17 protein-coding genes are annotated in these 24,846 nt (G+C 65.4%); 5 read left to right on the top strand and 12 right to left on the bottom strand.

What is annotated here, in order from left to right; translation table 11 throughout:
* Positions 1–82 precede the first annotated feature (82 nt).
* From rpoB to EDC31_RS09820, 12 genes are all read right to left on the bottom strand, one after another.
* Positions 83–4,258 carry a DNA-directed RNA polymerase subunit beta gene (gene rpoB / locus EDC31_RS09765; RefSeq protein WP_042059468.1) on the bottom strand — a complete coding sequence of 1,392 codons (4,176 nt, stop codon included), beginning with the start codon at positions 4,256–4,258 and terminating at the stop codon, positions 83–85.
* A gap of 243 nt (positions 4,259–4,501) precedes the next feature.
* Positions 4,502–4,882 carry a 50S ribosomal protein L7/L12 gene (rplL, locus tag EDC31_RS09770; RefSeq protein WP_042059469.1) on the bottom strand — a complete coding sequence of 127 codons (381 nt, stop codon included), beginning with the start codon at positions 4,880–4,882 and terminating at the stop codon, positions 4,502–4,504.
* 76 nt (positions 4,883–4,958) lie between these two features.
* Positions 4,959–5,477, bottom strand: a complete 519-nt coding sequence (gene rplJ, locus EDC31_RS09775; RefSeq protein WP_042059471.1) for a 50S ribosomal protein L10 — start codon at positions 5,475–5,477, stop codon at positions 4,959–4,961.
* 333 nt (positions 5,478–5,810) lie between these two features.
* Positions 5,811–6,503, bottom strand: coding sequence for a 50S ribosomal protein L1 (rplA, locus tag EDC31_RS09780; protein WP_042059473.1), 693 nt, complete (start codon positions 6,501–6,503; stop codon positions 5,811–5,813).
* 4 nt (positions 6,504–6,507) lie between these two features.
* Positions 6,508–6,942, bottom strand: a complete 435-nt coding sequence (gene rplK, locus EDC31_RS09785) for a 50S ribosomal protein L11 (RefSeq protein WP_042059475.1) — start codon at positions 6,940–6,942, stop codon at positions 6,508–6,510.
* A 227-nt stretch (positions 6,943–7,169) separates the two neighbouring features.
* On the bottom strand, positions 7,170–8,708 hold the full coding sequence (locus EDC31_RS09790; protein WP_042059477.1) for an efflux transporter outer membrane subunit: 1,539 nt from the start codon (positions 8,706–8,708) through the stop codon (positions 7,170–7,172).
* Positions 8,709–8,776: 68 nt separating this feature from the next.
* Positions 8,777–10,069 (bottom strand): efflux RND transporter periplasmic adaptor subunit, encoded by a 1,293-nt coding sequence (locus tag EDC31_RS09795; RefSeq protein ID WP_042059479.1) that lies wholly within the window; start codon positions 10,067–10,069, stop codon positions 8,777–8,779.
* Positions 10,066–13,260 (bottom strand): efflux RND transporter permease subunit, encoded by a 3,195-nt coding sequence (locus tag EDC31_RS09800; protein WP_132127018.1) that lies wholly within the window; start codon positions 13,258–13,260, stop codon positions 10,066–10,068. Before EDC31_RS09800 ends, EDC31_RS09795 begins: the two co-directional genes overlap by 4 nt.
* A gap of 131 nt (positions 13,261–13,391) precedes the next feature.
* The gene (locus EDC31_RS09805; RefSeq protein ID WP_081797749.1) at positions 13,392–14,882 is read right to left on the bottom strand and encodes a sensor histidine kinase; all 1,491 of its coding nucleotides are present in this window, start codon (positions 14,880–14,882) and stop codon (positions 13,392–13,394) included.
* Complete coding sequence (locus EDC31_RS09810; protein ID WP_081797751.1) at positions 14,869–15,615, bottom strand: response regulator transcription factor; 747 nt, start codon at positions 15,613–15,615, stop codon at positions 14,869–14,871. The genes EDC31_RS09805 and EDC31_RS09810 overlap by 14 nt, the downstream gene beginning before the upstream one ends.
* Before the next feature lie 98 nt (positions 15,616–15,713).
* Positions 15,714–16,967: a DNA recombination protein RmuC gene (locus tag EDC31_RS09815; protein ID WP_042060450.1), complete on the bottom strand. Its 1,254-nt coding sequence runs from the start codon at positions 16,965–16,967 to the stop codon at positions 15,714–15,716.
* Between the two features lie 84 nt (positions 16,968–17,051).
* Positions 17,052–17,330, bottom strand: a complete 279-nt coding sequence (locus EDC31_RS09820; protein ID WP_042060452.1) for a hypothetical protein — start codon at positions 17,328–17,330, stop codon at positions 17,052–17,054.
* Positions 17,331–17,456: 126 nt separating this feature from the next.
* Between EDC31_RS09820 and EDC31_RS09825 the strand changes: the two genes are divergently transcribed.
* From EDC31_RS09825 to EDC31_RS09845, 5 genes are read left to right on the top strand one after another with little or no spacing between them, the layout of a single operon-like run.
* The gene (locus EDC31_RS09825) at positions 17,457–19,772 is read left to right on the top strand and encodes a TonB-dependent receptor (protein ID WP_081797753.1); all 2,316 of its coding nucleotides are present in this window, start codon (positions 17,457–17,459) and stop codon (positions 19,770–19,772) included.
* A 41-nt stretch (positions 19,773–19,813) separates the two neighbouring features.
* On the top strand, positions 19,814–22,117 hold the full coding sequence (locus EDC31_RS09830; protein WP_081797755.1) for a TonB-dependent receptor: 2,304 nt from the start codon (positions 19,814–19,816) through the stop codon (positions 22,115–22,117).
* A gap of 36 nt (positions 22,118–22,153) precedes the next feature.
* The gene (locus EDC31_RS09835; RefSeq protein ID WP_042060456.1) at positions 22,154–23,251 is read left to right on the top strand and encodes a P1 family peptidase; all 1,098 of its coding nucleotides are present in this window, start codon (positions 22,154–22,156) and stop codon (positions 23,249–23,251) included.
* Positions 23,248–23,445, top strand: a complete 198-nt coding sequence (locus EDC31_RS09840) for a hypothetical protein (protein WP_042060458.1) — start codon at positions 23,248–23,250, stop codon at positions 23,443–23,445. The genes EDC31_RS09835 and EDC31_RS09840 overlap by 4 nt, the downstream gene beginning before the upstream one ends.
* A gap of 24 nt (positions 23,446–23,469) precedes the next feature.
* Positions 23,470–24,840: a sodium:solute symporter family transporter gene (locus EDC31_RS09845; protein ID WP_042060460.1), complete on the top strand. Its 1,371-nt coding sequence runs from the start codon at positions 23,470–23,472 to the stop codon at positions 24,838–24,840.
* Positions 24,841–24,846: the final 6 nt, after the last annotated feature.

The raw sequence follows: 24,846 nt of genomic DNA on the forward strand, positions 1-24,846 counted from the left end.
AAACTCCAGTGAGAGGAGCGGGAGGCTTGCGCTCTCCCACCCGCCTTGAAAAAGGGGCTGGACAAAAAGCGGGAGGGAGGCGTCACGCGCCGCCCTGCTCCAGATCGACATTGAGGCCGAGGGACTTCAGTTCCTTGATGAGAACGTTGAAGCTCTCGGGGATGCCCGACTCGAAATCGTCCTGCTCGCGGACGATGGCCTCGTAGACCTTGGTGCGGCCCGACACGTCGTCGGATTTCACCGTCAGCATCTCCTGCAACGTATAGGCCGCGCCATACGCCTCGAGCGCCCACACCTCCATCTCGCCGAAGCGCTGGCCGCCGAACTGCGCCTTGCCGCCCAGCGGCTGCTGGGTGACGAGCGAGTAAGGGCCGATGGAGCGTGCATGGATCTTGTCGTCCACAAGATGGTGCAGCTTCAGCATATAGATGTAGCCGACCGTCGTGCGCCGCTCGAAGGGCTCGCCCGTGCGGCCGTCGATGAGCTGCGACTGGCCCGATTTGTCCACGCCGGCCTTTTCCAGCATCGCCTCGATATCCGGGATCGACGCACCGTCGAAGACCGGCGTGGCGATCGGCACGCCCTTGCGGAGGTTGTTCGTCAATTCGAGCAGTTGCTCGTTCGGCAGGGTCGCGATGTCGAAGGTGTAAACCTCGTCGCCATACACCTCCTTGAGGCGCCCCAGCAGCTCGGTCTTCTTCTCGCCGTCGCGCTGATACTGATCGGCCAGACGCCCGATATCCTGTCCCAGCTTCGCGCAGGCCCAGCCCAGATGGGTTTCGAGAATTTGCCCGACATTCATGCGCGACGGCACGCCCAGCGGGTTCAGCACGAGATCGACCGGCGTGCCATCCTCGAGGAACGGCATGTCCTCGACGGGCACGACGCGGGAGACGACGCCCTTGTTGCCGTGACGACCGGCCATCTTGTCGCCCGGCTGGAGCTTGCGCTTCACCGCGACGAAGACCTTGACCATCTTCATCACGCCCGGCGGCAGTTCGTCGCCACGCTGGAGCTTCTCGACCTTGCTCTCGAAACGCGCCTGAATGCGGGCCACCGACGCGTCATATTCGCGGCGAATGGTCTCGATCTCCGACATCACCGAATCGTCGGCGACGACGATATTGCGCCACGCGCCGCGCGGATGCTCGGACAACACCTCATCCGTGATCACCAAGCCGGAACGGATGCCCTTGAAGCCGGCGCCCGCCGTCTGGTTGAGCAGGCGTTCCCGCAGGCGGTTCAGGAAGCCGCGCTCCTGAATGGCGCGCTCGTCGTCGCGATCCTTCGTCAGACGCTCGATCTCGGCGCGCTCGATCGCCATCGCGCGCTCGTCCTTGTCCACGCCGCGACGGGAGAAGATGCGCACGTCGACGATCGTCCCCGTCGTGCCGGGAGGCAGCTTCAGCGAGGTGTCCCGCACGTCGGAGGCCTTTTCGCCAAAGATCGCGCGCAGCAGCTTCTCTTCCGGCGTCATCGGGCTCTCGCCCTTCGGCGTCACCTTGCCGACCAGAATATCACCCGGATTCACCTCCGCGCCGACATAGACGATACCCGCCTCGTCGAGATTGCGCAGGGCTTCCTCGCCGACATTCGGAATGTCGCGCGTGATCTCCTCCTGGCCCAGCTTGGTGTCGCGGGCCATGACCTCGAATTCTTCGATATGGATCGAGGTGAAGACGTCATCGCGCGCGATGCGCTCGGAGATGAGGATCGAGTCCTCGAAATTGTACCCGTTCCACGGCATGAACGCCACGAGCACGTTGCGGCCCAGCGCCAGCTCGCCCAGTTCGGTGGACGGACCGTCGGCGATGATGTCGCCCGCATGCACCATGTCGCCCACGCGCACCAGCGGACGCTGGTTGATGCAGGTGCTCTGGTTCGAGCGCATGTATTTGCGCAGACGGTAGATGTCCACGCCCTGGGTGGAACCGGAGGAATCCGTCGCCCGCACGACGATGCGGGCACCGTCGATCTGGTCGATCACGCCGTCCCGGCGCGCGACGATGGTGGCGCCAGAATCATGCGCCACGGCGGCTTCCATCCCCGTGCCGACCAGCGGCGCGTCGGAGCGCACCAGCGGCACGGCCTGACGCTGCATGTTCGAGCCCATGAGCGCGCGGTTCGCGTCGTCGTTCTCAAGGAACGGGATCAGCGCGGCGGCCACGGAGACGAGCTGCTTGGGCGAGACGTCGCAGGCCGTGACCTGCTCGGGCGGCACGAGGCGGAAATCGCCGGACCTGCGGACCGACACCAGCTCGTCCGTCAGGCGTCCCGTCGCCTTGTCCTGCTTCGCGTCGGCCTGCGCGACGACCAGCTTCTCCTCCTCCATGGCGGAAAGATATTTCCAGCCGTCCTGCAACACGCCGTCCTGCACCAGGCGATACGGCGTCTCGATGAAGCCGTATTTGTTCACCTTGGCATAGGTCGAGAGCGAATTGATGAGGCCGATATTCGGCCCTTCCGGCGTCTCGATCGGGCAGATGCGGCCGTAATGCGTCGGATGCACGTCGCGGACCTCGAAGCCCGCGCGCTCGCGCGTCAGACCGCCCGGACCGAGCGCGGAGAGACGGCGCTTGTGCGTCACTTCCGAGAGCGGGTTGGTCTGGTCCATGAACTGCGAGAGCTGCGACGAGCCGAAGAACTCGCGCACCGCCGCCGCAGCCGGCTTCGCGTTGATGAGGTCATGCGGCATGACCGTGTCGATATCCACCGAGCCCATGCGCTCGCGGATGGCGCGCTCCATGCGGAGCAGGCCGACGCGATACTGGTTCTCCATCAACTCGCCGACCGAGCGCACGCGGCGATTGCCGAGATTGTCGATGTCGTCGATCTGCCCGCGCCCGTCCTTCAGCTCGCACATGATCTTCACGGTGCGCAGGATGTCTTCCTTGCGCAGCACGCGCATCGTGTCCGGCACGTCGACTTCGAGACGCATGTTCATCTTCACGCGCCCGACGGCGGAGAGATCGTAGCGGTCGTGATCGAAGAACAGGCCCTGGAACATCGCCTCGGCCGTCTCCGGGGTCGGCGGCTCGCCGGGGCGCATGATGCGGTAGATGTCCACGAGCGCGTCGTCGCGCGACACGTTCTTGTCCACCGCGAGGGTGTTGCGTATCCACGGGCCATGCGCCGGATCGACCGCCAGCATCGGCAGTTCCGTGATCCCGGACTCTTCCAGCGCCACGAGGCGCGCCTCGGTCAGTTCCTCGCCGGCCTCGGCATAAATCTCGCCGGTCGCGGGATTGACGAGATCGTTCGCGATGAAACGGCCGAGCAGATCGGCGCGGCCCACCAGCACGTCCTTCGTCTTCTCCGCGATCTTGCGGCAGGCGCGCGCCGTCAGCTTCGCATCGGCCTCGGCGACCACCTCGCCCGTCTCGGCGTCGAAGAGCGGCTCCAGCAGTTTCTGGCCGCGGAACGCATCGGGATCGAACGGGCGCGCCCAGCCCTTCGACGTCTGCGTGAAGGGAACGGTGCCATAGAAATAGGCCAGGATCTCGTCCTGATCCATGCCGCGGATGGGAAGGGATTCGACATCGCCCCCGGCGGCTGCCTTGGCGGCGCGCGCCGCGATGGAGTTCTCGCCCTCCAGCGCGTACAGCAGCGTCGTCACCGGCAGCTTGCGCTTGCGATCGATACGGACGTAGATCAGATCCTTGGCGTCGAACTCGAAATCCAGCCAGGAACCGCGATAGGGAATGACGCGGGCGGCGAAGAGATACTTGCCCGAGGAATGGGTCTTGCCCTTGTCGTGGTCGAAGAACACGCCGGGCGAGCGATGCATCTGGGAGACGATGACGCGCTCGGTGCCGTTGATGATGAAGGTGCCGTTATCGGTCATGAGCGGCATGTCGCCCATATAGACCGGCTGCTCCTTGATGTCGCGGATCGAGCGCGAGCCGGTATCCTCGTCCACGTCCCAGACGATCAGACGCAGGATGACCTTGAGCGGGGCGGCGAAGGTCAGGCCGCGCTGGATGCATTCCTCGACGTCATATTTCGGCTCCTCGAGTTCGTAGGAGACGAATTCGAGACGGCCGCGCCCCGCGAAATCGTTGATCGGGAAAACGGATTTGAAGACTTCCTGAAGCCCCGTCTGCTGGCGGCTGTCCGCCGGCACGTTCATCTGCAGAAAGGTTTCGTAACTCGCACGCTGCACATCGATCAGGTTCGGCATCGGCGCCACTTCGGGGATGCGCCCGAAGCTCTTGCGAATACGCTTCCGCCCCGTGAACGATTTGGTGATCGCGTTCATCTCTTCCCTGCCCCTTCGCACCAGACCTTCAGGTCGGCCGGAAAAGCGCCCGCAAGGGACGCCACCGGCCGACCGGAACGACCGGCCCAACCCGACGTTATGTTCTTTGCGGTTTCAGCGATCGGCCATCATAGACCAATCTCCCGCAACGGCAAATCGGGCGGGAATCGACTCCGATTCCCGCCCCGATCCGCCTTGATCCTGCGAGGCGAAGCGGGATGCCCGTTCCGCCCCGTGAGATCCTTACTTGACCTCGACCTTCGCGCCGGCTTCTTCAAGCTGCTTCTTGATCTTGGCGGCCTCGTCCTTGCTGACGCCGTCCTTGACGGTCTTCGGCGCACCCTCGACGAGGTCCTTGGCTTCCTTCAGGCCCAGGCCCGTGATGGCGCGGACTTCCTTGATGACGTTGATCTTCTTGTCGCCGGCATCCGCGAGGATGACGGTGAACTCGGTCTGCTCCTCAGCCGGAGCCGCCGCCGCGCCGCCGCCGGCAGGAGCCGCCGCCACCGCGACCGGAGCCGCGGCAGACACGCCCCACTTCTCTTCGAGGAGCTTCGACAGCTCGGCTGCCTCGAGAACGGTCAGAGCCGAAAGCTCGTCAACAATCTTGTTCAGATCGGCCATTTTGATGGTCCCTATATGTACACTGGTTTCTGACAAACAAGGCCGGCGGCCTCACGCCGCCCGGCCCCAATGCGATTCAGGCGGCTTCGCCACTCTTGGCATAGGCGCCGAAGACGCGCGCAAGCTGGCCGGCCGGCGCCTGGATGACGCCCGCGATGCGCGTGGCGGGCGTGCTGATCATGCCCACCAACCTCGCACGCAGTTCATCCAGCGACGGCAGCTCGGCGAGCGCCCGGACACCATCCGCATTCAGCGTCTGCTTGCCCAGGGCGCCGCCCAGCACCACCAGCTTGTCATTCGTCTTGGCGAACTCGACGATCGTCTTCGCCACGGCCACCGGGTCATCCGCCCACGCAAGCGCGGTCGGCCCCTTCAGCAGCGGCACGATGCCGTCGAATTGGGTTCCATCCAGAGCGCGGAGGGCCAGCCGGTTCTTCGCGACCTTGTACGTTGCTCCCGCCGCACGAACGCGTCGACGCAACTCCGTCACTTCGGCGACCGTCAGACCCTTGTTATGGGTGACGACCACCATCGACGTGCTGCCGAACACATTGGCGAGGAACTCGACGAAGGCCCGCTTTTCCGTACGGTCCAAATCCCATACTCCTCGTCAACCGCAGGGATGAAAACATCCCCGCAATTGGATTACCCATGGCGCCGCCCCCGTTGCGGAGGCGGACACCGCTCGCCTGTCCTCGTGTCGGAACCCAGCGCGACGACGGGCGAAGAAGCCCGCCGAAACCCTGGCGCCCCGTCTCACGCGCGCGGCCTTTCGGCCCTTTAGGACGCCCCGCAAGGCGTCACGAGCGGTCTCGGACAGGTTCGGGAACGGGAAAACCCGCCCCTGCGCCGCCCTATCCCGAGGATAGCCCCGGAATAGGGCGTCATCTCACCGGCGGTTCCGGACGATCCCGGAGCCGCCTCGAACTCACGCGCCCAGCGTGGCCACGTCGAGACGGACACCCGGCCCCATCGTGGACGACAACGCGGCCTTCTTCAGATAGGTGCCCTTGGCGCCCGTGGGACGCGCCTTCTGCACGGCATCGACCAGCGCCTTGATGTTCTCTTCCAGCTTGGCCGCATCGAAGGAAGCCTTGCCGATTCCGGCATGGATGATGCCCGCCTTCTCGGCGCGGTATTCGACCTGGCCGGACTTGGCGGCCAGGACGGCGCCCTTGACGTCCATCGTCACCGTGCCCAGCCGGGGATTCGGCATCAGGCCGCGCGGGCCGAGAATCTTGCCGAGGCGTCCGACCAGACCCATCATGTCCGGCGTGGCGATGCAGCGGTCGAACTCGATCGTGCCGTTCTGGATCTGCTCGGCCAGATCCTCGGCACCGACGACCTCGGCGCCCGCCGCCTTCGCTTCCTCGGCCTTCGGGCCGCGGGCGAACACGCCGACGCGCAGGGTCTTGCCCGTGCCGTTCGGCAGGGAGATCAGGCCGCGCACCATCTGGTCGGCATGACGCGGGTCGATGCCGAGATTCAGCGACAGCTCGACCGTCTCGTCGAACTTCGCCTTGGCGTTGGTCTTCACCAGCGCCACCGCCTCGGCGAGGCTGTAGGATTTGGCGTGATCGACCGCAGCCCGGGCCGCGATCATGCGCTTGTTCTTGGCCATCGACTCAGCCCTCCACCACCGCGATGCCCATCGACTTGGCGGAACCGGCGAGCATGCGCACCGCCGCGTCCAGATCGTTGGCGTTCATGTCCTTGGCCTTCTCCTCGGCGATCTCGCGGAGCTGGGCCAGCGTCACCTTGCCGACCGCCGCCGACTTGCCGACCGTCTGGCTGCCCTTGGAAATCTTGGCGGCCTTCAGGAGGAAATAGGTGTTCGGCGGAGTCTTGGTGATGAAGCTGAACGTGCGGTCCGCATAGGCGGTGATGACGACCGGAATCGGCATCCCCGGCTCGAGCGTCTGCGTCTTGGCGTTGAACTCCTTGCAGAACTGCATGATGTTCAGGCCGCGCTGGCCGAGCGCCGGGCCGACCGGCGGCGACGGATTCGCCTTGCCCGCCGGAATCTGCAACTTGATGTAGCCAACGACTTTCTTGGCCATATCCGGGTCTCCTCATGGTTGCCCGAACCGCGGTTCCAGCGAAAAGGCGCGACAGACACGCCGCGCCTTCTCTCCCGCGTTCCGAATTGAGAGGCGGCCCCTTACCGCCCCGAAGGGGGAGCTGTCAAGTGTTCCGGCTCGAAACCGTCGACGGCCCATCGCCCCTCGAACATCCCGACCTTGAAAAAAGTGATGTCCAGGCAAGACCCGGGATGCGAATCACACCCCTACTTCGTCGCCGGCCCCCGAGTCGCGCCGACATCCCCGAGATTCGCATCGGCGGGCGCGCCGAAATTCGTGACGCCCCCCGCCGGAGTGGGCCAATGCAATCCCTGATATTGCAGGGGATGAATCGGGTCGATCTTGCTGACGGGCGGCAGCTCGTTCCGGTTCCACCCCCCGCCGAGCGCGCGCGCGAGCCGCACCGTGGCCTGAAGCTGGATGGTTTCGGCCTGAACCTCGCCGATCCTGGCCGTCAGCGCCGCCTGCTGGGCGACCACCACATCGAGATAATTCGTCAGCCCGCCCGTATAGAGCGCCATCACCATCTTCTGCGTGCGCAGCGCCGCAGCCACCGCCTGGGCCTGCTGCTCCTGCTGTTCGCGGAAGCGACGGGTCTGGCTCAGCCCGTCCTCCACATCCTGGAAGGCGCCCAGCACCGTCGCGCGATAGCTGTCCGCCGCCTCGCGATACTGGGACCACGCCCGTTGCAGCGCCGCGCGCCGCAACCCGCCGGTGAAAGCCGGCTCGACCGCCTGCACGGCATAGCTCCACATGGAGTTGGCCAGATTGGCGAGGTCGAAGCCATTGTTCATGAACCCGCCCGTAGCCGAGAACGTCACATTCGGATAGAACGCCGCGCGGGCGACGCCGATCGCCCGGCTCGACGCCGCCATGCGCCGCTCCGCCTCCGCCACGTCCGGCCGCCGCTGCAACAGGCCCGACGGAATGCCCGCCCCGAACACAATGTCGGCAAAGCCGAGCGTCTGGCTGTGGCTCCGGGGAAGGTCGAGGCTGACCGGCGTGGCGTTCACCAGCGTGGCGATCGCATGTTCCATCACTTCGCGCTGCGCCTGCGTGTTGCTGCGCGCGGCCATGGTCGCGAACAACTCGTCTTGCGCGCGGGAGACGTCCATCCCCGCCCCGATCGCTCCGAACTGCCGAAGCTGGGTGATCTGCACGGCCGCCCGGAAATACCGCACGGAATCGTCATAAACGGCCAACTGCGCATCCAGCCCGCGCAGGCCGATATAGTCCGACGCGAGTTCCGCCTCCAGTTCGAGCCGGGTCAGCGCATAGGACGCCGCCTCCGCCTGGGCGAGATTTTTCTGCATATGCGAGGTGTTGCGGATGTGATCCCAGAAGTCCGGCTCCCAGGTCGCCGCGCCGCTGTAATACACGCTCGATTCATAAAGGGGCGAGGTAGAGCCGGACGGTCGCCACAGTCGCGTTTTGGACGCCTGATTGTTGCTCATCGCGCCCATGGCGGAAAGTTGCGGATAAAGCTGCGCCTCCGTCTCGCGCGCGATGTCACGCGACTGGGTGAAGATTTCCGCCGCCGCCTGAAGAGTAGGATTGCGCGCCAGCATCCGCCCTTCGAGCGCGTTCAGCTCCGGATCGCGGAACGACGTCCACCAGTCGCGGCGCGGCGCGGCGTCCGCCGGGTGGCCGTCCACCAGAACGCCATGACCTTTCCAGCCATCGGGATAGAGATATTTCGGTTCCTGATAGGCCGGCGCGAGGTCGCACGCGGCAAGGCACCCCATCGCTCCCAGCGCCAGACCGACCCGCCATTTCCTCGCCTGCCTCACCACGCGACGCCGCACGCCACACGTCACTGCTTGGCCCCCATCTCGGGAGCGGGAGAGCTGTCTTCGGGCGTGGCGTCATGCGATGCCGGCCGATTCTTCTTCGGCGCCATCAGCGCATCGTTGTAGCCGCGCGTGACCGAGACCACCTTGACCTCGTCGCCCTCCAGCAGATCGGCCGGCGGGTTGGCGACGATCTGGTCTTCCGCCTTCAGCCCCTTGAGAATCTGGATCGTCAGGCCGTAATTGATGCCGACCGTGACGTCGATCAGATGCACCCGGTTGTCCACGACCTTCGCGAGCTGCGTGCCCTGCGCGCGGAAGATCAGCGAGTTGAGCGGCACGATCAACACGTTCGGATCGCCGGGAGCGGTGAAATGCGCAGTCGCGTAGGAATCCGGCCAAAGCGACGCATCCGGATTCGCCACCGTCAACTCCGTCGTCACCGTACGCGTCGCGGCATTGAACGCCTGCGCCGTCGTCAGATAATGCGCCGTGTATTCGCGGTCCGGATATTGCGGCACGGTCAGCTTCGCCGCCAGCTTGTTGGAAATCACCGCCGCATAGTCCTGCGGAACGGAGACGAAGACACGCAGCGCATGCATGTCGGCAACGGTGAAAAGCTCCGAGACGCTGCCGCGCGCACTCAGATCGCCGCCGCCCGCGCTCACGTAATCGCCGACATTCACCATGCGCGAGGTCACGACGCCGTCAAAGGGGGCCACGATCTTCTTGAAGTTCTCCAGAGCCTCGTAGCGGTCCACCTCATGCTCGGCCTGTTCGAGCTGCGCCTTCTGCGCGGCGGCGTTGGCGGCCTGGACGTCCACGTCCTGACGCGAGACCGCCTGAGTCCCCCTCAGCGCGGCCCAGCGATTGGCGGTGATGACGGCGAGCTTGTATCGCGCCAGCACGACGTTGTAATTCGCCTTCGACGCCTGGTACAGGGCGTCGAGACTCGGCGTATTGATCTCGGCGAGCAGATCGCCCTTCTTCACATGGGCACCGTAATCCGTGTACCACATCTTCACGTAACCGGAGACCTGCGCGTAGATCGGCGCCTGGTACCAGGCCGCGAGATTGGCGGGCAGGTCGAACTCCCGCTTCGCGGGACCGGCTTGCGGCGAGATCAGCGTCACGCGCGGCCGCGCCCAATCCTCGGCATCCATGGCCAGATGATGCCGATGCGCCACCCGCTCGACGATACCCCAGATCGCCAGGATCACCGCGATCGCGATCAGGAGCAGCACCAACAGCCGCCCGCGACTGCTGGAGGGTCGATCCGGCAGAGAGAGACTCTGCCCCGCATTGCCCTGGCTCATGCCCGCGCTCCTTCCTCAAGGGCCGAGCCGCGCGGCGGATGGCCTGAACCTGATTTCCTGTGATGAACGATGGCGAACACGCACGGCACGAAGAGCAGCGTGGCGACGGTCGCGACGAGAAGCCCCCCGATCACCGCCTTGCCCAGCGGCGCGTTCTCCGAATTGCTGATCGACATGGGCACCATGCCGATGATCATGGCGAGCGCCGTCATCAGGACAGGGCGAATCCGCTCATAACCCGCCTCGACCGCGGCTTTCAGGGCGTCGGCATGCACGTCCATCCGTTCGCGCGCGAAGGAGACGACCAGGATGGCGTTGGCCGTCGCCGTGCCCATGCACATGATCGCCCCCGTCAGCGCCGGGACGGAGAGCGGCGTATGGGTCAGGAACAGCGCCCATGCGATCCCCGCCAGCGCTCCCGGCAGCGCGGTGATGATGACGAACGGATCGAGCCATGACTGGAAGTTCACGACGATGATGAGATAGACGAGCACGATCGACATGACGAGGCCGATGATGAGCTGCGTATAGGCGCTCGTCATCGTCGTCGCCTGCCCACGCAGGGTCAGCCGCGAGCCGTGCGGCAACTCCTTCCGCATCGAATCCATCACCTTCCGCACATCCCGCGACACCTGCCCCAGATCAAGATTCTCGTTCGAGCCGTAGATATCGAAAACCGGCAGGATGTTGTAATGAGCCACTTCCGCCGGCGTGCCGGTGAATGTGATATTCGACAGCGCCGCCAGAAGCTGGGGCTGCATATTCTGCGGATTGCCGTCCCCCCGGTCGATCGGGATCGTCTTCAGATCGTTGAGGGTCTGGAGGTTATAAGCGGGCGTCTGCACGTCGATCAACTGCGACGTGCCCTGCTTGCTGAGATAATACACGATACCGACCTGCGAACTTCCCGAGAGAACCGTCAGGGCGTTCCGCGCCACGTTCTGCTCCGTGATGCCGGTTCCCAGCGCGAAGGAGCGATGCGTCGTGATGCTGATGGTGGGCATCGTCATCGGCTCCTGCACGCTGACATCCGTGAGTCCGGGGATATGGCGCAGCTTCTGGGCCAGCCTGGTGGCGAAGGCGTAGTTCCCGTAAAGATCCCGCCCGATCACCTGCACGTCGATCGGCGAAGGCAGGCCGAAATTCAGAATCTTCGCCGTGAGATCGGCGGGCTGGAACGTGACCTGCGTGCCGGGGAAGGCGTCGGTCAGAATCCGCCGCAAGGCGCGGCGATACTCCGCCGTCGGACTCGCGTCATTCTTCAGCGAGACGGTGATGTCGCAATCCTCCGTCCCCACCGTCGGGCTGGGGATGAAGGCCTGATTCATCTGCGAGAAGGGCAGGCCGCAATTGTTCAGCACGGTCTCGACATTGTCGCCCAGATACCCGCGAATCCTCTTCTCCATCAGAGTGGAAATCTTGCCGGATTCTCCCAGCCGCGTGCCGATCGGCGCGCGCATGTGCAATTGCAGGGAACCGGACCGTATCTCGGGAAAGAACTCCTGCCCCACCACCAGGTAAAGCCCCAGCGACAGCACCGCGCAGACAAGAAATCCGAGCACGAACCGTCCGCGAATGGCCACCAGTCTGACCAGAAGCTCGTAATAGCTGGTGCGGAACGCCGTGAAACGCCGCTCGAACCCTTGCTGGAAGCGCTTGAACGGCCCGGGCGCGCGATGATGCGCCTCCGGATTGCGATGCTCCGCCACCTGCGCCGCGAGCATGAAGTTCGCCATGGTCGGCACGAGGGTCCGCGACAGGATGAACGAGGCGACCATGGCGAAGATGATCGCCTCCGCCATCGGCATGAACAGCCAGCCCGCGACGCCGGTCAGCTCGAAGAGCGGCATCCAGACGATGCAGATGCACGTCGTCGAGACGAAGGTCGGGATGACGATCTGGTTGGCCGCGTCGATGATGGCGAGTTCGAGTTCCTTGCCCATCTCCAGATGGGTGTCGATGTTCTCGATCATGACGGTCGCGTCGTCGACGAGGATGCCGACGGCGAGCGCCAGGCCGCCGAGCGTCATCACGTTGATCGACTGCCCGGCGATCTGCAATCCCGCCACGGAACACAGGATCGCCAGAGGGATCGAGGTCGCCACGATCAGGGTGGAGCGCCAGGAACCGAGGAAGAGCAGCACCGCCAGGCTGGTGAGCAAGGCCGCGATCACCATTTCCCGCACGACGTCGCGCACGGAATCCTTCACGAAACCCGAGGCGTCGGTCAGGATCTTGACGGTCGTGCCGCTGGGCAAAGTCGGCTGGATCTGGGGAAGCAGCGCCTTGATCCCCGCGACCACGGAGAGAGTGGAGGCGTCGCCCGTCTTCATGACCACCATCATGATCGCCTGCCGGCCGCCGACGAGGACGGCGTTGGCCTGCGGCGCGCCGCCGTAATGCACGTGAGCGACGTCCCTCAGATAGACGACCGCGTTGCCGACCTGCTTGAGCGGCAGGTTGTTGAATGTCTCGACCTCGCGCGGCTGGGCGTTGGTCCGGACCATATAGTCATAGGGACCGATTCGCTGATCGCCCGCCGGCAGCACGATATTCTGCTTGTTGAGCGCGTCCGCCACGTCGACGGCGGAGAGGTTGTGCGCCATGAGCTTGGCGGGATCGATATCGACCGTGACATAGTTCGACTGGCCGCCATACGGGTTCGGCAATGCGGCCCCCGCCACGGAGACGAGCTGCGGACGGATGAAGTTCGACGCGACATTGTAGAGGCGAGACCCGCTGAGCGACGCGTTCTGCACCTGAAGCGTCATCACCGGCACGGAGGACGCGTTATAGGTCAGAATCAGCGGCGGCGTCGCGCCGATGGGAAGCTGCTTGATGATCGTCTGCGAGACCGAGGTGATCTGCGTCTGGGCGACCGACGTATTCGTCCCCGGCTGGAAGAACACCTTCACAATCCCGCGCCCGTAATACGAACCGGATTCGATATGCTCGATATTGTTGACCGTTGCGGTCAGCGCACGCTCGTAATAATAGACCACGCGCCCGGACATATCCAGCGGCATCAACCCGCTATATGTCCAGACGACCGCGACGACGGGAATCTTGATATTCGGAAACACGTCGGTCGGCGTCGTGATCGCTGCCCGGATACCGAAGATCAGGATCAGGATGGAGAGAACGACGAAGGTGTAAGGGCGACGGAGGGCAATGACGACGACCTGATTCATGCCGGCCCCCCGCGCCCGCCGCTCCATGTCCGATTAGTCATTACGATCCCTTTCTCCATCTCGCGCAGATCAAAGCGCGATGAGACATCCGCTGTCCATCTCCGTTGCCTTAAAAAAAGAGCAACGGAATTTCAGTTTTCGAGCGATTCCGTTACCGGATCCATGATCGGGGGCGCCACCGGCCGGGAGGCGGCGACGGGCGTTTCGGAGAGTTCCGGCGCGCCCTCCTTCAAGGACGAAAAGGCGATCTCGAACACCGTCCCCGGCATGACCTGCCGATCATACATTGCCGTTATGGAGAGCCGCGCCTCGTGCAGACGCAGAATGGCTCCGACGAGACTCAGGCCCAGCCCGTTGCCCGGAACGTGACGGCTCTTGTCGGAGCGATAGAACCGCCCCATCACAGCCGCCCTTTCCGCGGGCGGGATTCCGATCCCGGTATCGGCGACGCTCAGCAGGACATCACGCTCCTCGCCATCCCTCTCCGGGGGGCCATAGCCTGCGGCGATCGTGACGCGCCCCCCGGCCCCCGTGAATTTCAACGCATTATCCACGAGGTTGGCCAGAACCTCAATCAGCAGATCCCGATCTCCCGTCACCGCGAGGCCGCCGGACGGACAATCGGAGACCAGTTCGAGTCCCCGCGCCTCGGCGATGGGTTCGTAGAGATCGACGATATCGGCCACCAGCGCCACGATGTCCACCCGTCCGAATCCGGCCCGCCGCCGTCCGTTCTCGATCTCGCCGATCCGCAGCAACGCCGTGATGACGACGAAGCACTGGTCCAGATCCTGCATCGCCTGCGCCATGACCTCGCGCAGATGTCCGGCGTCGAGGGACTGGGCCGCCGCGCGCTCCAGCCGCGCCCGCACACGGGAGAGCGGGGTGCGGAGATCATGCGCGATATCGTTGCCGACGTCGCGAATCTCGTCCAGCAGATGTTCCAGCCGGTCCAGCATCCGGTTCACCGAGGCGGCGAGCCGCTCCAGATCGTCGCTTCGTCCCCGGCACGGCAACCGCTCGTGCAGATCGCCTTCCATGATGCGGTCGATCGCCTCGTGCATCCTCTTGATCCGCGCCAGCGCGCGATGACTGAGCACCACACCAGTGGTGAGGGCGAAGACGACCACCGGCACGATGGAAATCAGCATGGCCCGGCGGGTCAGCGACCGCAATTCCCCCAGGAGATGCAGGGAACGCGCCAGCACGAGATAACGGCCTCCCGGCACGCGGACGGCGAGAAAACGCATCTCATAGGCATCCGCCCCGGCGGACTGGAACAGGAGCTGATGCACCGTGCCGTCCGGAACCAGGCCCTGAGGCCATTCCTTGATGTCGCCGGCGATATAGTCCCGACGCGCATCGAACAGCGCCGCGCCGCTCAGCACGCCGCGCAGATCGGCCTTGGAGCGCTCCCGCACGTCGAATTCGAGTTCGGCGGGCGTCTCCGCCTTGAGCGCGCCCGCCGCGCGCGTGAGCACCTCCGCCGCGCGATGCCGCTCGAAATGGGTGAGCTGCACAAAGATCAGCGCGAATTGCAGCACCATTCCGGCAATGATGGCCACCGCCACCGCCAGACTGAGCCGAAAGGTCGCCGTGCGGAAAAGGTCAGTCCGGGACACGCAACATAAAACCCGCCCCGCGAATGCTGTGGATCAAGGGAGCCTCCTCCGGCAGATCGATCTTGCGCCGCAACTTGCCGATATGGACATCCACCAGATTGGTCTGGGGGATGAAACGATAATTCCAGACATCTTCCAGCAGCATGGTGCGCGTCAACACCTGGTCGGGCCGCCGCATCAGATATTCGAGCAGCCGGAATTCGCGCGGCAGCAATTCGATCTCGCGCCCGTCCCGCCGCACCATCCGGTCGATCAGGTCCATCTCCAGCGGCCCGACGCGCAGCATGGTCGCGCGCGTGTCGTTCGGGCGGCGCAGCAGCGCTTCCAGCCGGGCGGCGAGCTCGTCCATGGCGAAGGGCTTGGTGAGATAGTCGTCGCCCCCCGCCTTCAGCCCGCTCACCCTGTCATCCACCGCCGAGAGCGCGGAAAGAACGAGAACCGGCACATTGATGTTCTGCGCGCGCAGCCGCTCGATCACGCCCAGACCGTCGAGCACGGGCAACATGCGGTCCAGCACCATGACGTCGAAATTCTCGTGCATGGCCGCTTCCAGCGCCGCCTGCCCCGTCCCCTCGTGACGGACGGAGAAGCCCCGCGCGGTCAGTTCCTCGACCACCTCCGCGGCCAGCGTGTCGTCATCCTCGACGAAGAGCAAGCGCGGCGCGCCCGCCGCGTCACCCCGCACATCCCCCTGGATATCGGGCCGCTCTTCCCCTGCGATCTCCTTGCTCATCATGTTGCTCTGAATGACGAAGCATGGCGCAAAACGACACTAAATTCGCTTTCACCCAACGCGCTTGCACCTGTTCTGGACGCCATGTCGTGCCTCCTTCAGTCTTCCACCGTCGTCTCGACGAGTTCCGGAAGGTCTTCCTCGGCTTCCTGCACCGCATCCACGGCCCGCAACTTGCGCCCGAGCACACGCGTGCGCCGCCGCGCCTCCTCGATCGTATTGCCCATCGCCCCTGCATTGCGCGCCAGCCGGTCCAGCACGGCGTCCATCTTCAACATCTCCTGCCGCGTCAGGCCCAGCAGCCGGGAGATCGTTTCCGTCCGGTCCTCCAGCGCCAGGGTGACGTAGCCCAGATGCACCGTCCGCAGCAGGGCGGGAATCAGGGCCGGCCCCATGACGATGACCCGATGCACGCGCCCGATCTCGTCGATCAGCCCCGGCACGCGCGCCACCTCGGCATAGAGTCCGTCCGTCGGCAGATAGAGGACGGCGAACTCCACCGTCACCGGCGGGCGGATGTATTTCTCGGCGATCTTGCGCGCCTCCAGCCGCAAGGCGGAGTCCAGCCCGCGCCGCGCCGCGCGCTCGCCCTCGGCATCCGCGCGGTCCACCGCCTCCAGCAGACGCTCGTACGCCTCGGTCGGAAACTTGCTGTCGATCGCCAGCACCGGTGGCGCCGAGCCGCGCACCGGCATCCGCACGGCGAACTCCACCACCTGCCCGTCCTCCCCCACCCGCGCGTTGTGCTCGTAGGAGCCGGGCGGCAGGACATCGTCCAGAATGGCGCGCAACTGCGCCTCTCCCCACCCGCCGCGCGTCTTGACGTTGGAAAAGAGCCGCTTGAGATCGCCGATCTGCGCCGTGACCGCCGTGACCTCGCCGATGGCCTTCTGCATCTGGGTGAACTGCTCGACCACACGCTGGAACGAGGATTGCATCTGCTTCTCGACCGCCTGATGCAACTGCTCGTCCACCGTCTTGCGGATGCGTTCGAGATGCTCGCCATTGACGCGCGCCATCTCTTTCAGCGCCTCGGCCTGCGCCACCCGCGCCTCGGCCTGATCGCGACCGAGGCCGGTCGACAGCATGGCCAGACGGTCGGTGAGCTCCAGCCGGAACTGGTCGAGCCGCCCCGAGAGCGCACGCTCGACATCCGTCAGCGCCTGCTGCGCCCGCCCGGCCTCCGCCCGCCGATCCTCGATCAGCCGGTCCTGCACCGCGCCAAGCCGCACCAGCGCCTCACGCGTGCCGTCATCCTGCGCCGCGCGCGGGCGCAGCCACCCCACGAGCGCGACGAGCACCGCCACACACGCGACGATCCACGGCATCATCCCGGCGAGCGACCCGTCCATCCCGAACCTCCCCGATCCCGGCCGAGTCTGGCCCGGCTCATGGACTCCGGTATAAAGGGCCGCCCACGAAAGAACAAACAGAGATCACGGCTGGAAGACATTTCCATAGGACGCCGCGCCGATTCCCGGGCAGGAGCACGGACCGCCCAGCGGCACGCGAGTCGGCAGTTTGCAGGTATAGAACCCGGCCTTGCAGGTATAGCCATATCCGGCGATCGGCATACCGGCGGGAGTGGGCCCGGCCGCCGCCGTTCCCTCGCAGCCGGACAGGGCCAGCGCGCCGCCCCCCGCCAGGGCGAAAACAGCCGCCAGACGCCCGATACCCAAACGCCCGATACGATGATGAATCCCACGCAACGACATTTCGAAGCATTTCCTTTCGGCAAGAACCCGCGTCGCCCTGAGAACGATGCAGAGGTCATCCGGTTTTTTTTCGAAGACGATTTGAAAATGGTTGATATGTTATATCATACTAAATACATTCTTCCCATGACTGCTGCATCCCGTCTTCTCGCCCTCCTTTCCGCCACAGCCCTCGTCACGCCCGAGCTCGCCCAGGCACAGGAAGCCCCGGCGACACGCGCCCAGACTCCGGCGGCCCCGGCGTCGCGCACCCTGACGCCGGCGCCCACGCGGCAGGCCACGTCGCCTCTCGTCGCCAGCCGCTCCAGCTTCGATAACGGCTCCTCCCGCCAGACGGTCGCTGAAGGCGTCAGGGCAGGCGAGGAACATATCGTCGTCAACGCGAAGCTCGACCAGCAGCGCGCCGCTCTCCAGCCCTCGACCGGCGCCACGATCTATCGCTGGTCCCGCAAGGACATCGAAACGATTCCCGGCGGCGACAACGCGCCGCTCAACTACGTTCTCCTGCAAGCGCCGGGCGTGGCGCAGGACAGTTACGGGCAGATTCATATCCGCGGCGACCATAACGAGGTCCAGTTCCGCCTCGATGGCGTCGAACTCCCCGAGGGGATGGCCGTGTTCGGCCAGACGCTCATGACGCGCTTCGCGCACTCCATGTCGCTCACCACCGGCGCGCTGCCCAGCGAATACGGCTTCCTTCAGGCGGGCGTCATCGACATCACGACGAAGAACGGCAGCGCCGACCCGGGCGGCAACGCCTCGATCTATGGCGGTGCGCGAGACTATTTCTTTCCGTCGCTTCAATATGGCGGCCATGCGGGCAAGTGGGACTACTTCGCCACCGGCGATTTCGTGCACAACCGCGTGGGCATCGAGAATCCGACGCCGAAATTCAACGCCCTGCACGATCTGACGAACCAGTACCACTATCTCGGCCATCTGCGCTACACGGCGAACGAAACCACCCGGATCAGCCTGACGACCGGGGTGTCCAATGCCGAATACCAGTTGCCCAACAATCCGGGACAGCAACGCCAGTTCGCCAATCCGAACTATCTCGGCAGCGCGCTCGAACAAAGCAACTACGGCAGCCTGAACAGCGCCAGCCTCAACGAGCGGCAGAAGGAAATCACCGATTTCGGCATCCTCTCGCTCCAGAAGGACATCGGCCGCACGATCAGTCTCCAGACCTCGGCGGTCGCCCGCTATTCCTCGCTCGGCTACTCGCCCGACCCCCTGGGCGACCTCATCTATAACGGCAACGCCCAACGCGCCCAGCGCTCCGTCTTTTCCTCAGGGTCGCAGACCGACGTCACCTGGCGCGCGGCACCGACCCATACGGTGCGGTTCGGCTATCAGATCTATGTCGAACGCAACATCTCCAAGACGGACTCCACCGTCTATCCGCAGACCGGCGTGGATGCGGAAGGCAATCCCGTCTACTCCGGCAATACGATCAACATCCATGACGGCAACGGCCGCACGGGCTGGCTCTACGGGCTCTATGCGCAGGACGAATGGCGGCCCCTGCGCAATCTGACCGTCAATTACGGGCTGCGCTTCGACGGGGTGGACGAATATACCCATTCCAAGCAGGTCAGCCCGCGCGTCAATATCGTCTGGCGCCCGTGGCGCGGCGGAACGTTCCACGCCGGTTATTCGCGCTATTTCACGCCGCCGCCCTTCGAACTCGTCGGCGGCACGCAGCTCAACAAATTCGCCAACACCTCGGCGGCTCCCGGAACGTTGCAGGACACGACGGTCAAGGCCGAGCGCGACCATTATTTCGACGCCGGTTTCGCCCAGGAAATCCTTCCCGGCTGGCACGCCTCGTTCGACGCCTATGTGAAGCTCGCCAAGAATCTGATCGACGAAGGGCAGTTCGGCTCGCCCATCATCCTGTCCGCCTTCAATTACCGGCGCGGCCAGGTGAACGGCTACGAGGTCGCGACCGATTACGAGCGCGGGCCGTTCAGCGTCTACGGCAACTTCGCCTGGTCGCGCGCCATCGGCAAGGACATCGACTCCGCCCAATGGAATTTCGGCCCCGCCGACCTCGCCTATATCCAGCAGCACTGGATTCATCTCGACCATGACCAGCGCTGGACCGCCTCGGCGGGCGCGAGCTATCGCTTCTGGCACAAGACGGGCCACCCGCTGATGCTTTCGGCCACCATGGTGTACGGCTCCGGCCTGCGTCAGGATTCGGACATCCCCAACGGCGCGTCCATTCCGCAATACGAGACCTTCAACCTCGCGCTGGTGCAGAGCTTCAGGGATCTGTTCCACGTCCCGTTCCTCAAACGCACCCAGTTCCGCCTGGACGTCACCAACCTCTTCGACAAGCGGTACGAGTTGCGTTCCGGCACCGGAATAGGCGTCGGCGCGCCACAATATGGGTTGCGGCGCACTATTCTCACGGGCATCTCACAACGTTTCTGACGGGACTTCCTTCCTGAGTCATCCTATGGTAAAAACCCGGGATGACCAGATGCCCCTCCCAGCGCGCCCAGCGTTTTGCCTTCTGCGCGACGACGCTGCTCGCCACCGCGGCCTGGACGGATATTGCGATCGCCGCACCCTCGCCGCATGGGCACAGGAAGCCGCTCACGCCGAAAGACCGGCAGGTGCCCGCCCAGCCGGCCAGCCGCCTCGAGGAGATCACCGTGACCGCGGAGCGGCGTCAGGCGGACCCGCAGAAGATCGGCACGTCGCTGAGCATCATTTCGGCACGGGAATTGGCCGCCCGCAACGTGAATGATGTGTTCGACCTGCAATATCTCACGCCCTCGCTGCAAATGACGCCGCAATTCGGCAGCGGCCAGCCGGATTTCGAGCTTCGCGGCGTCGGCCATCATGATTACGGCTCCTCGAACGTTTCGCCCGTCGGCATTTATATCAACGAAGTCTCCAACCCGGTGACATGGGCGACGAACGGGCTGATCTTCGACGTCAGCCGCGTCGAGGTGCTGCGCGGGCCGCAGGGCACGCTCTACAGGCGCAACACGACGGCGGGCACGATCAATTTCGTCGTGAACCAGCCGACGGACAGCTTTCACGCCGGGGCGGACGTGCAGTTCGGCGCCTTCAGCGCGACGAAATATGACGGATATCTCTCCGGCCCCGTCGCGCGCGGCGTGAAGATGCGGCTGGCCGGGGAAAGCCAGCAGGGCGGCGCATGGCAATATGACGACCAGGGCGCGCATCTGGGCAATGTGAACCGCACCGCCCTGCGCTGGCTCACCGATCTGCGCCTCTCCGACACGCTCAAGGCGCAGATCGACCTTCACGGCAGCATCGACCGCTCGGACGCGGCGGGGCTGCATCTCTTCTCCCCGCTCACCACGATCGCGGCGACCAACCCCGGCGGCCCCGTCCTGCCGCAGGACCATGACCGCGACATCACCCATTGGGGCACTTCGACCGCCTTCGCGAAGCTGATCGGTGTGACGCCCGACCAGAAGCCCTATCATCATATCGACACCGGCGGCGCGAATATCCGCCTCGACCAGAGCCTGCCCTTCGCCACCCTGACCAATCTCGCCAGCTATAACGTGGCGGACCGCCACGAATACGATAATTTCGACGGCACGTCCCTGAACGTGGCGGATGTCGCCTTCAGGAGCCGCGCCAACGTGTTTCAGAACGAGCTGCGCCTCGTCTCCAGGGGCGATCATCGGCTGAACTGGATCGCGGGCATCTATTACGCCAACGAATATCTGGCCGATCAGTATTTCTCCGGCTTTCTCGACTCGTATCACGTCATGCAGGGCGTGTTCTACAGCGAGAAGGTGAACACGCTCAGCGGCTTCGGCCAGGCGACCTACAGGATTCGCTCCAATCTCTCCCTGACCGGTGGCCTGCGCGTCGAACACGAGGCGCGCGACCTGCATAATTTCCGCGCCTATTCTTTCGCTCCCGACGGCAACGTGCTCAATCCGTCGAACGCGATCGCCAAGCGATCGCTGGTCTATACGCTCCCGTCATGGAAAGTGCAGTTGCAGTACACGCCGACGCGCGACGACATGCTCTACGCCTCCGTTTCGCGCGGCATCAATTCCGGCGGGTTCACGACCTATAACACCAGCAACGCGCATGCCGCCTCCGCGCCGTATCAGCCGGAAAAGCTGCTGGCCTATGAAATCGGCAACAAACTCGACATTCCGGAGGCGCATCTGCGGCTGAACGTCGCGGCCTTTTACTACGACTATCATGACCAGCAGGTGCAATCCGCCGTCGTCAACGCGCAGACGGGGCTGATCGGCGCGATCGTCAACGCGCCGCGCTCCCATCTCGCGGGCGGCGAGTTCGAGATCGACTGGTCGCCGCTCGACGGCCTGACCCTGAGACAATCCGGAAGCTGGGCGATCGGGCAGTTCGACCGGTTCAACGCCGTCTACAGCGCGGAAAAGGTCGGCAACAGCTATCAGGCAGTCTATCAGAACCGCAGGGGCGTCGCCCTGCCCGCTCCGAAACTGACCTTCAACGGCTCCGCGACCTATCGCTGGCGGATGGGCCGCTACGACGCCTCGCTGGGGATCAATTACAGCCTGCGCACGATCTATTATTCGCTTTTCGGGCCGATGTACAACGTGGCAGGCTATACGCTCTGGGGGCTGACCGCCTCCATCGCCCCGCGCAAGGGCTGGTGGTCGTTCAACGCCTTCGGCAACAATATTTTCGACAGGCAGTATGACGTCACACGCAATTTCTTCCTCAGCGGAGACAATATCGCCCTGGCCGGCATGCCCGCGACATGGGGCCTCCGGTTCGCCGCGAAATATTGAGAGGCGCGGCGGAACCATGCAAAGGGCGCAAGCATCATGAGACGGCGTGATTTTCTGACCGGCGGCGCGGCGCTGATCGCGACACCCGCCCTCGCGGCGGGGCCTTACGGCCAGCCCGGACCGCGCAACCTGATCACGGATGTCGCGGGGCTGCGCGTCGGCTGGGCGGACGATCCCCGCGCCTGCACCGGCGTCACGGTCATCCTGCCGGAGGCGCGCGCGGCGGCGGCGGTGGATGTGCGCGGCGGCGGCCCCGGCACGCGGGAGACGGACGCGCTGGCGGGGCAGAATCTCGTCCGTTCCGTGGACGCCGTCGTCCTGTCCGGCGGCTCGGTCTACGGTCTGGCGAGCGCGGACGGCGTCGCAACGTGGCTCGGCGCGCAAGGTCGGGGGTTCGCGCTCGTTCACCAGCCCGGCGTGCCGCCCTCCCCGGTTGTGCCCGCCGCCATTCTCTTCGACCTCGCCAGCGGCGGCGACAAGAACTGGGGCGAGACGCCGCCCTATCGCGCGCTCGGACGCGCCGCCGTTCTGGAAGCCGGCCTCGATTTCCCGCTCGGCACCCATGGCGCCGGCTATGGCGCGACGGCCGGGCGTCTCAAGGGCGGGCTGGGCTCGGCCTCCTACGTGACCCATGACGGCATGACAGTCGGCGCGATCGTCGCCTGCAACAGCCTCGGTTCCGTCATCGCGCCCGGCGGCAAGCGGTTCTGGGCGGGGGCTTTCGAGATCGGCAAGGAATTCGGCGGCCTCGGGCCGCCGGACACCCATGCTCAGGGCGAGGACTGGGGGCTGGCCAAGCTCAACCCGGAGCCGCGTGCGAACACCACCATCGCCTGCGTCGCCACCGACATGACTCTCGACCCCGACGAGCTCAAGCGCGTGGCCATCATGGCGCAGGACGGCCTGCCGCGCGCGATCCGGCCGGTCCACTCGCCCTTCGACGGCGACATCGTCTTCGCCCTCTCGACGGGCCGCAAGGCGATTCCCTCTTCGGGCACGCTGCTGGCGCGCGACCTTACCGTAGCGCGGATCGGGGCGCTGGCGGCGGATGTGCTGGCGCGGGCCATCGCGCGCGGCGTCTATTCCGCGACGACACCGCCCGGGATGAGGGCGAAAGCCTGGACGACCCTTTGAGCCGGAACGGTCCGAGACCGCTCGCGCGCGGGCTGCTCGCGCTCGGCCTTCCCGCGGCGGGAATCCTGGGCCCGGTGACGGTGCTCCTGCTCACCCGCGCGCAATGGTTCGGGCTGCCCGCCGCCGTGCTCTGGCTGTTCGGCTGCCTGCCCCTGACCGCGCTCTGCCTGTTCCTCGCCAGTCGCACCCCATGAGTCGCGCCTCATGAGCCGTTCGCCATGATCGCCGGGTTCGTTCCGGTGCTGCTGCTGGCGCTCGCCCTCGCGATCGGCGCCCGAACCGGCCACCCGTCACGGGACCCGCGCAGCTTCTTCGCGGCGCGCGGACAATTCGGCGCGATCCTCTTCTTCCTCCTCTCGGTCGGCGAAACCTATTCGATCGGCTCCGTCCTCGGTTTCCCCGGTGGCGTGGTGGCGAAAGGGCCGGGGCTGGCCGTCTGGTTCGTCGGGTATATCCTGCTCGCGGCCCCGGTCGGCTTCCTGCTCTATCCGCTCATCTGGCGCGCCGGGCAGCGCAGCGGGGCGATCACCCTCCCCGCGCTGTTCCGCACGCATTTCGGGAGCGCGACTCTGGGCCGCTGCGTGGCCGTACTGCTCGTCCTGCTGATGCTGCCGCTCGGAACAATGCAGATCGTGGGGCTGGACGCCGTGCTGACGCGGCTTCTGCCGGACGGGGGCAAGGCGGGACTCAATCTCCTCGCCGCGGCGCTGGCGCTGCTGTTCGTGGCGCTGGCCGGGCTGCGGGGCGCGGCCTTCGTGTCGGTGCTCAAGGACGTGCTGATGCTGACGGCGGTGCTCGGCGTCGCGGCGGCGGCGCTGCTGGCCTGGCCGCATCACGCGCTCATGCCGGTGGCCCGCGCCTTTCAGGGCGAGGCGGACGTGTCTCCGGTCAGGGAGACGCTCTTCGCGCTCAGCACGATCCTCATCCAGTCGGCCGGATTCTGCATCGCGCCGCAAACCGTCGTCTCGGTCTTTTCCGCGCGCGATCCGCAGACGATCCGCCGGGCGCAGCTCTGGCTGCCGCTCTATATGCTGCTCTTTCCCCTGCTCTTCGCCGTCGCCTGCTACGCCCTCACCCATGACGTCGCGCGCGAACCGGCGGACGGCGTATTCCTGGCGGTGGCGGCGACCGTCCTGCCCGACTGGGCGCAGGGCGTCGTCCTGGCGGGCGTGGCGCTCACGGCGCTGGTCTGGCTGGGGGCGGTCTGCCTCGCGCTCTCCGCCATCGTCACGCGCGACCTGCTCCCCGGCCTTCCGCCGCGGCGGCAACGTCCGGTCGGGGTCGTCGTCGCCGCGAGCTATCTGGTGCTCTCGGTCGCCGGGGCGGCGTGGCACAGCGTGCTCATCGCCAATCTCAACACGCTGTTCTATCTCGGACTCGTGCAACTCCTGCCCGGTCTGGCCGCCATCCTCGCGAATCGTCGCCTGCCCTCAGGCGGCGTCCTGCTGGGCGCAGTCTGCGGTCTCGCCCTGTCGCTCGTCCTGCGCGAGGCGTCCATCGGGTTGTACGGAGTCAATCCGGCCTTTCCCGGCCTGATCCTGAACGCGCTGCTGCTGGGCCTCGTCGCCGCCCGGCGGTCGTCAGCCTGAGCGCCC

The organism is Acidomonas methanolica (assembly GCF_004346035.1).
GTDB lineage: Bacteria > Pseudomonadota > Alphaproteobacteria > Acetobacterales > Acetobacteraceae > Acidomonas > Acidomonas methanolica.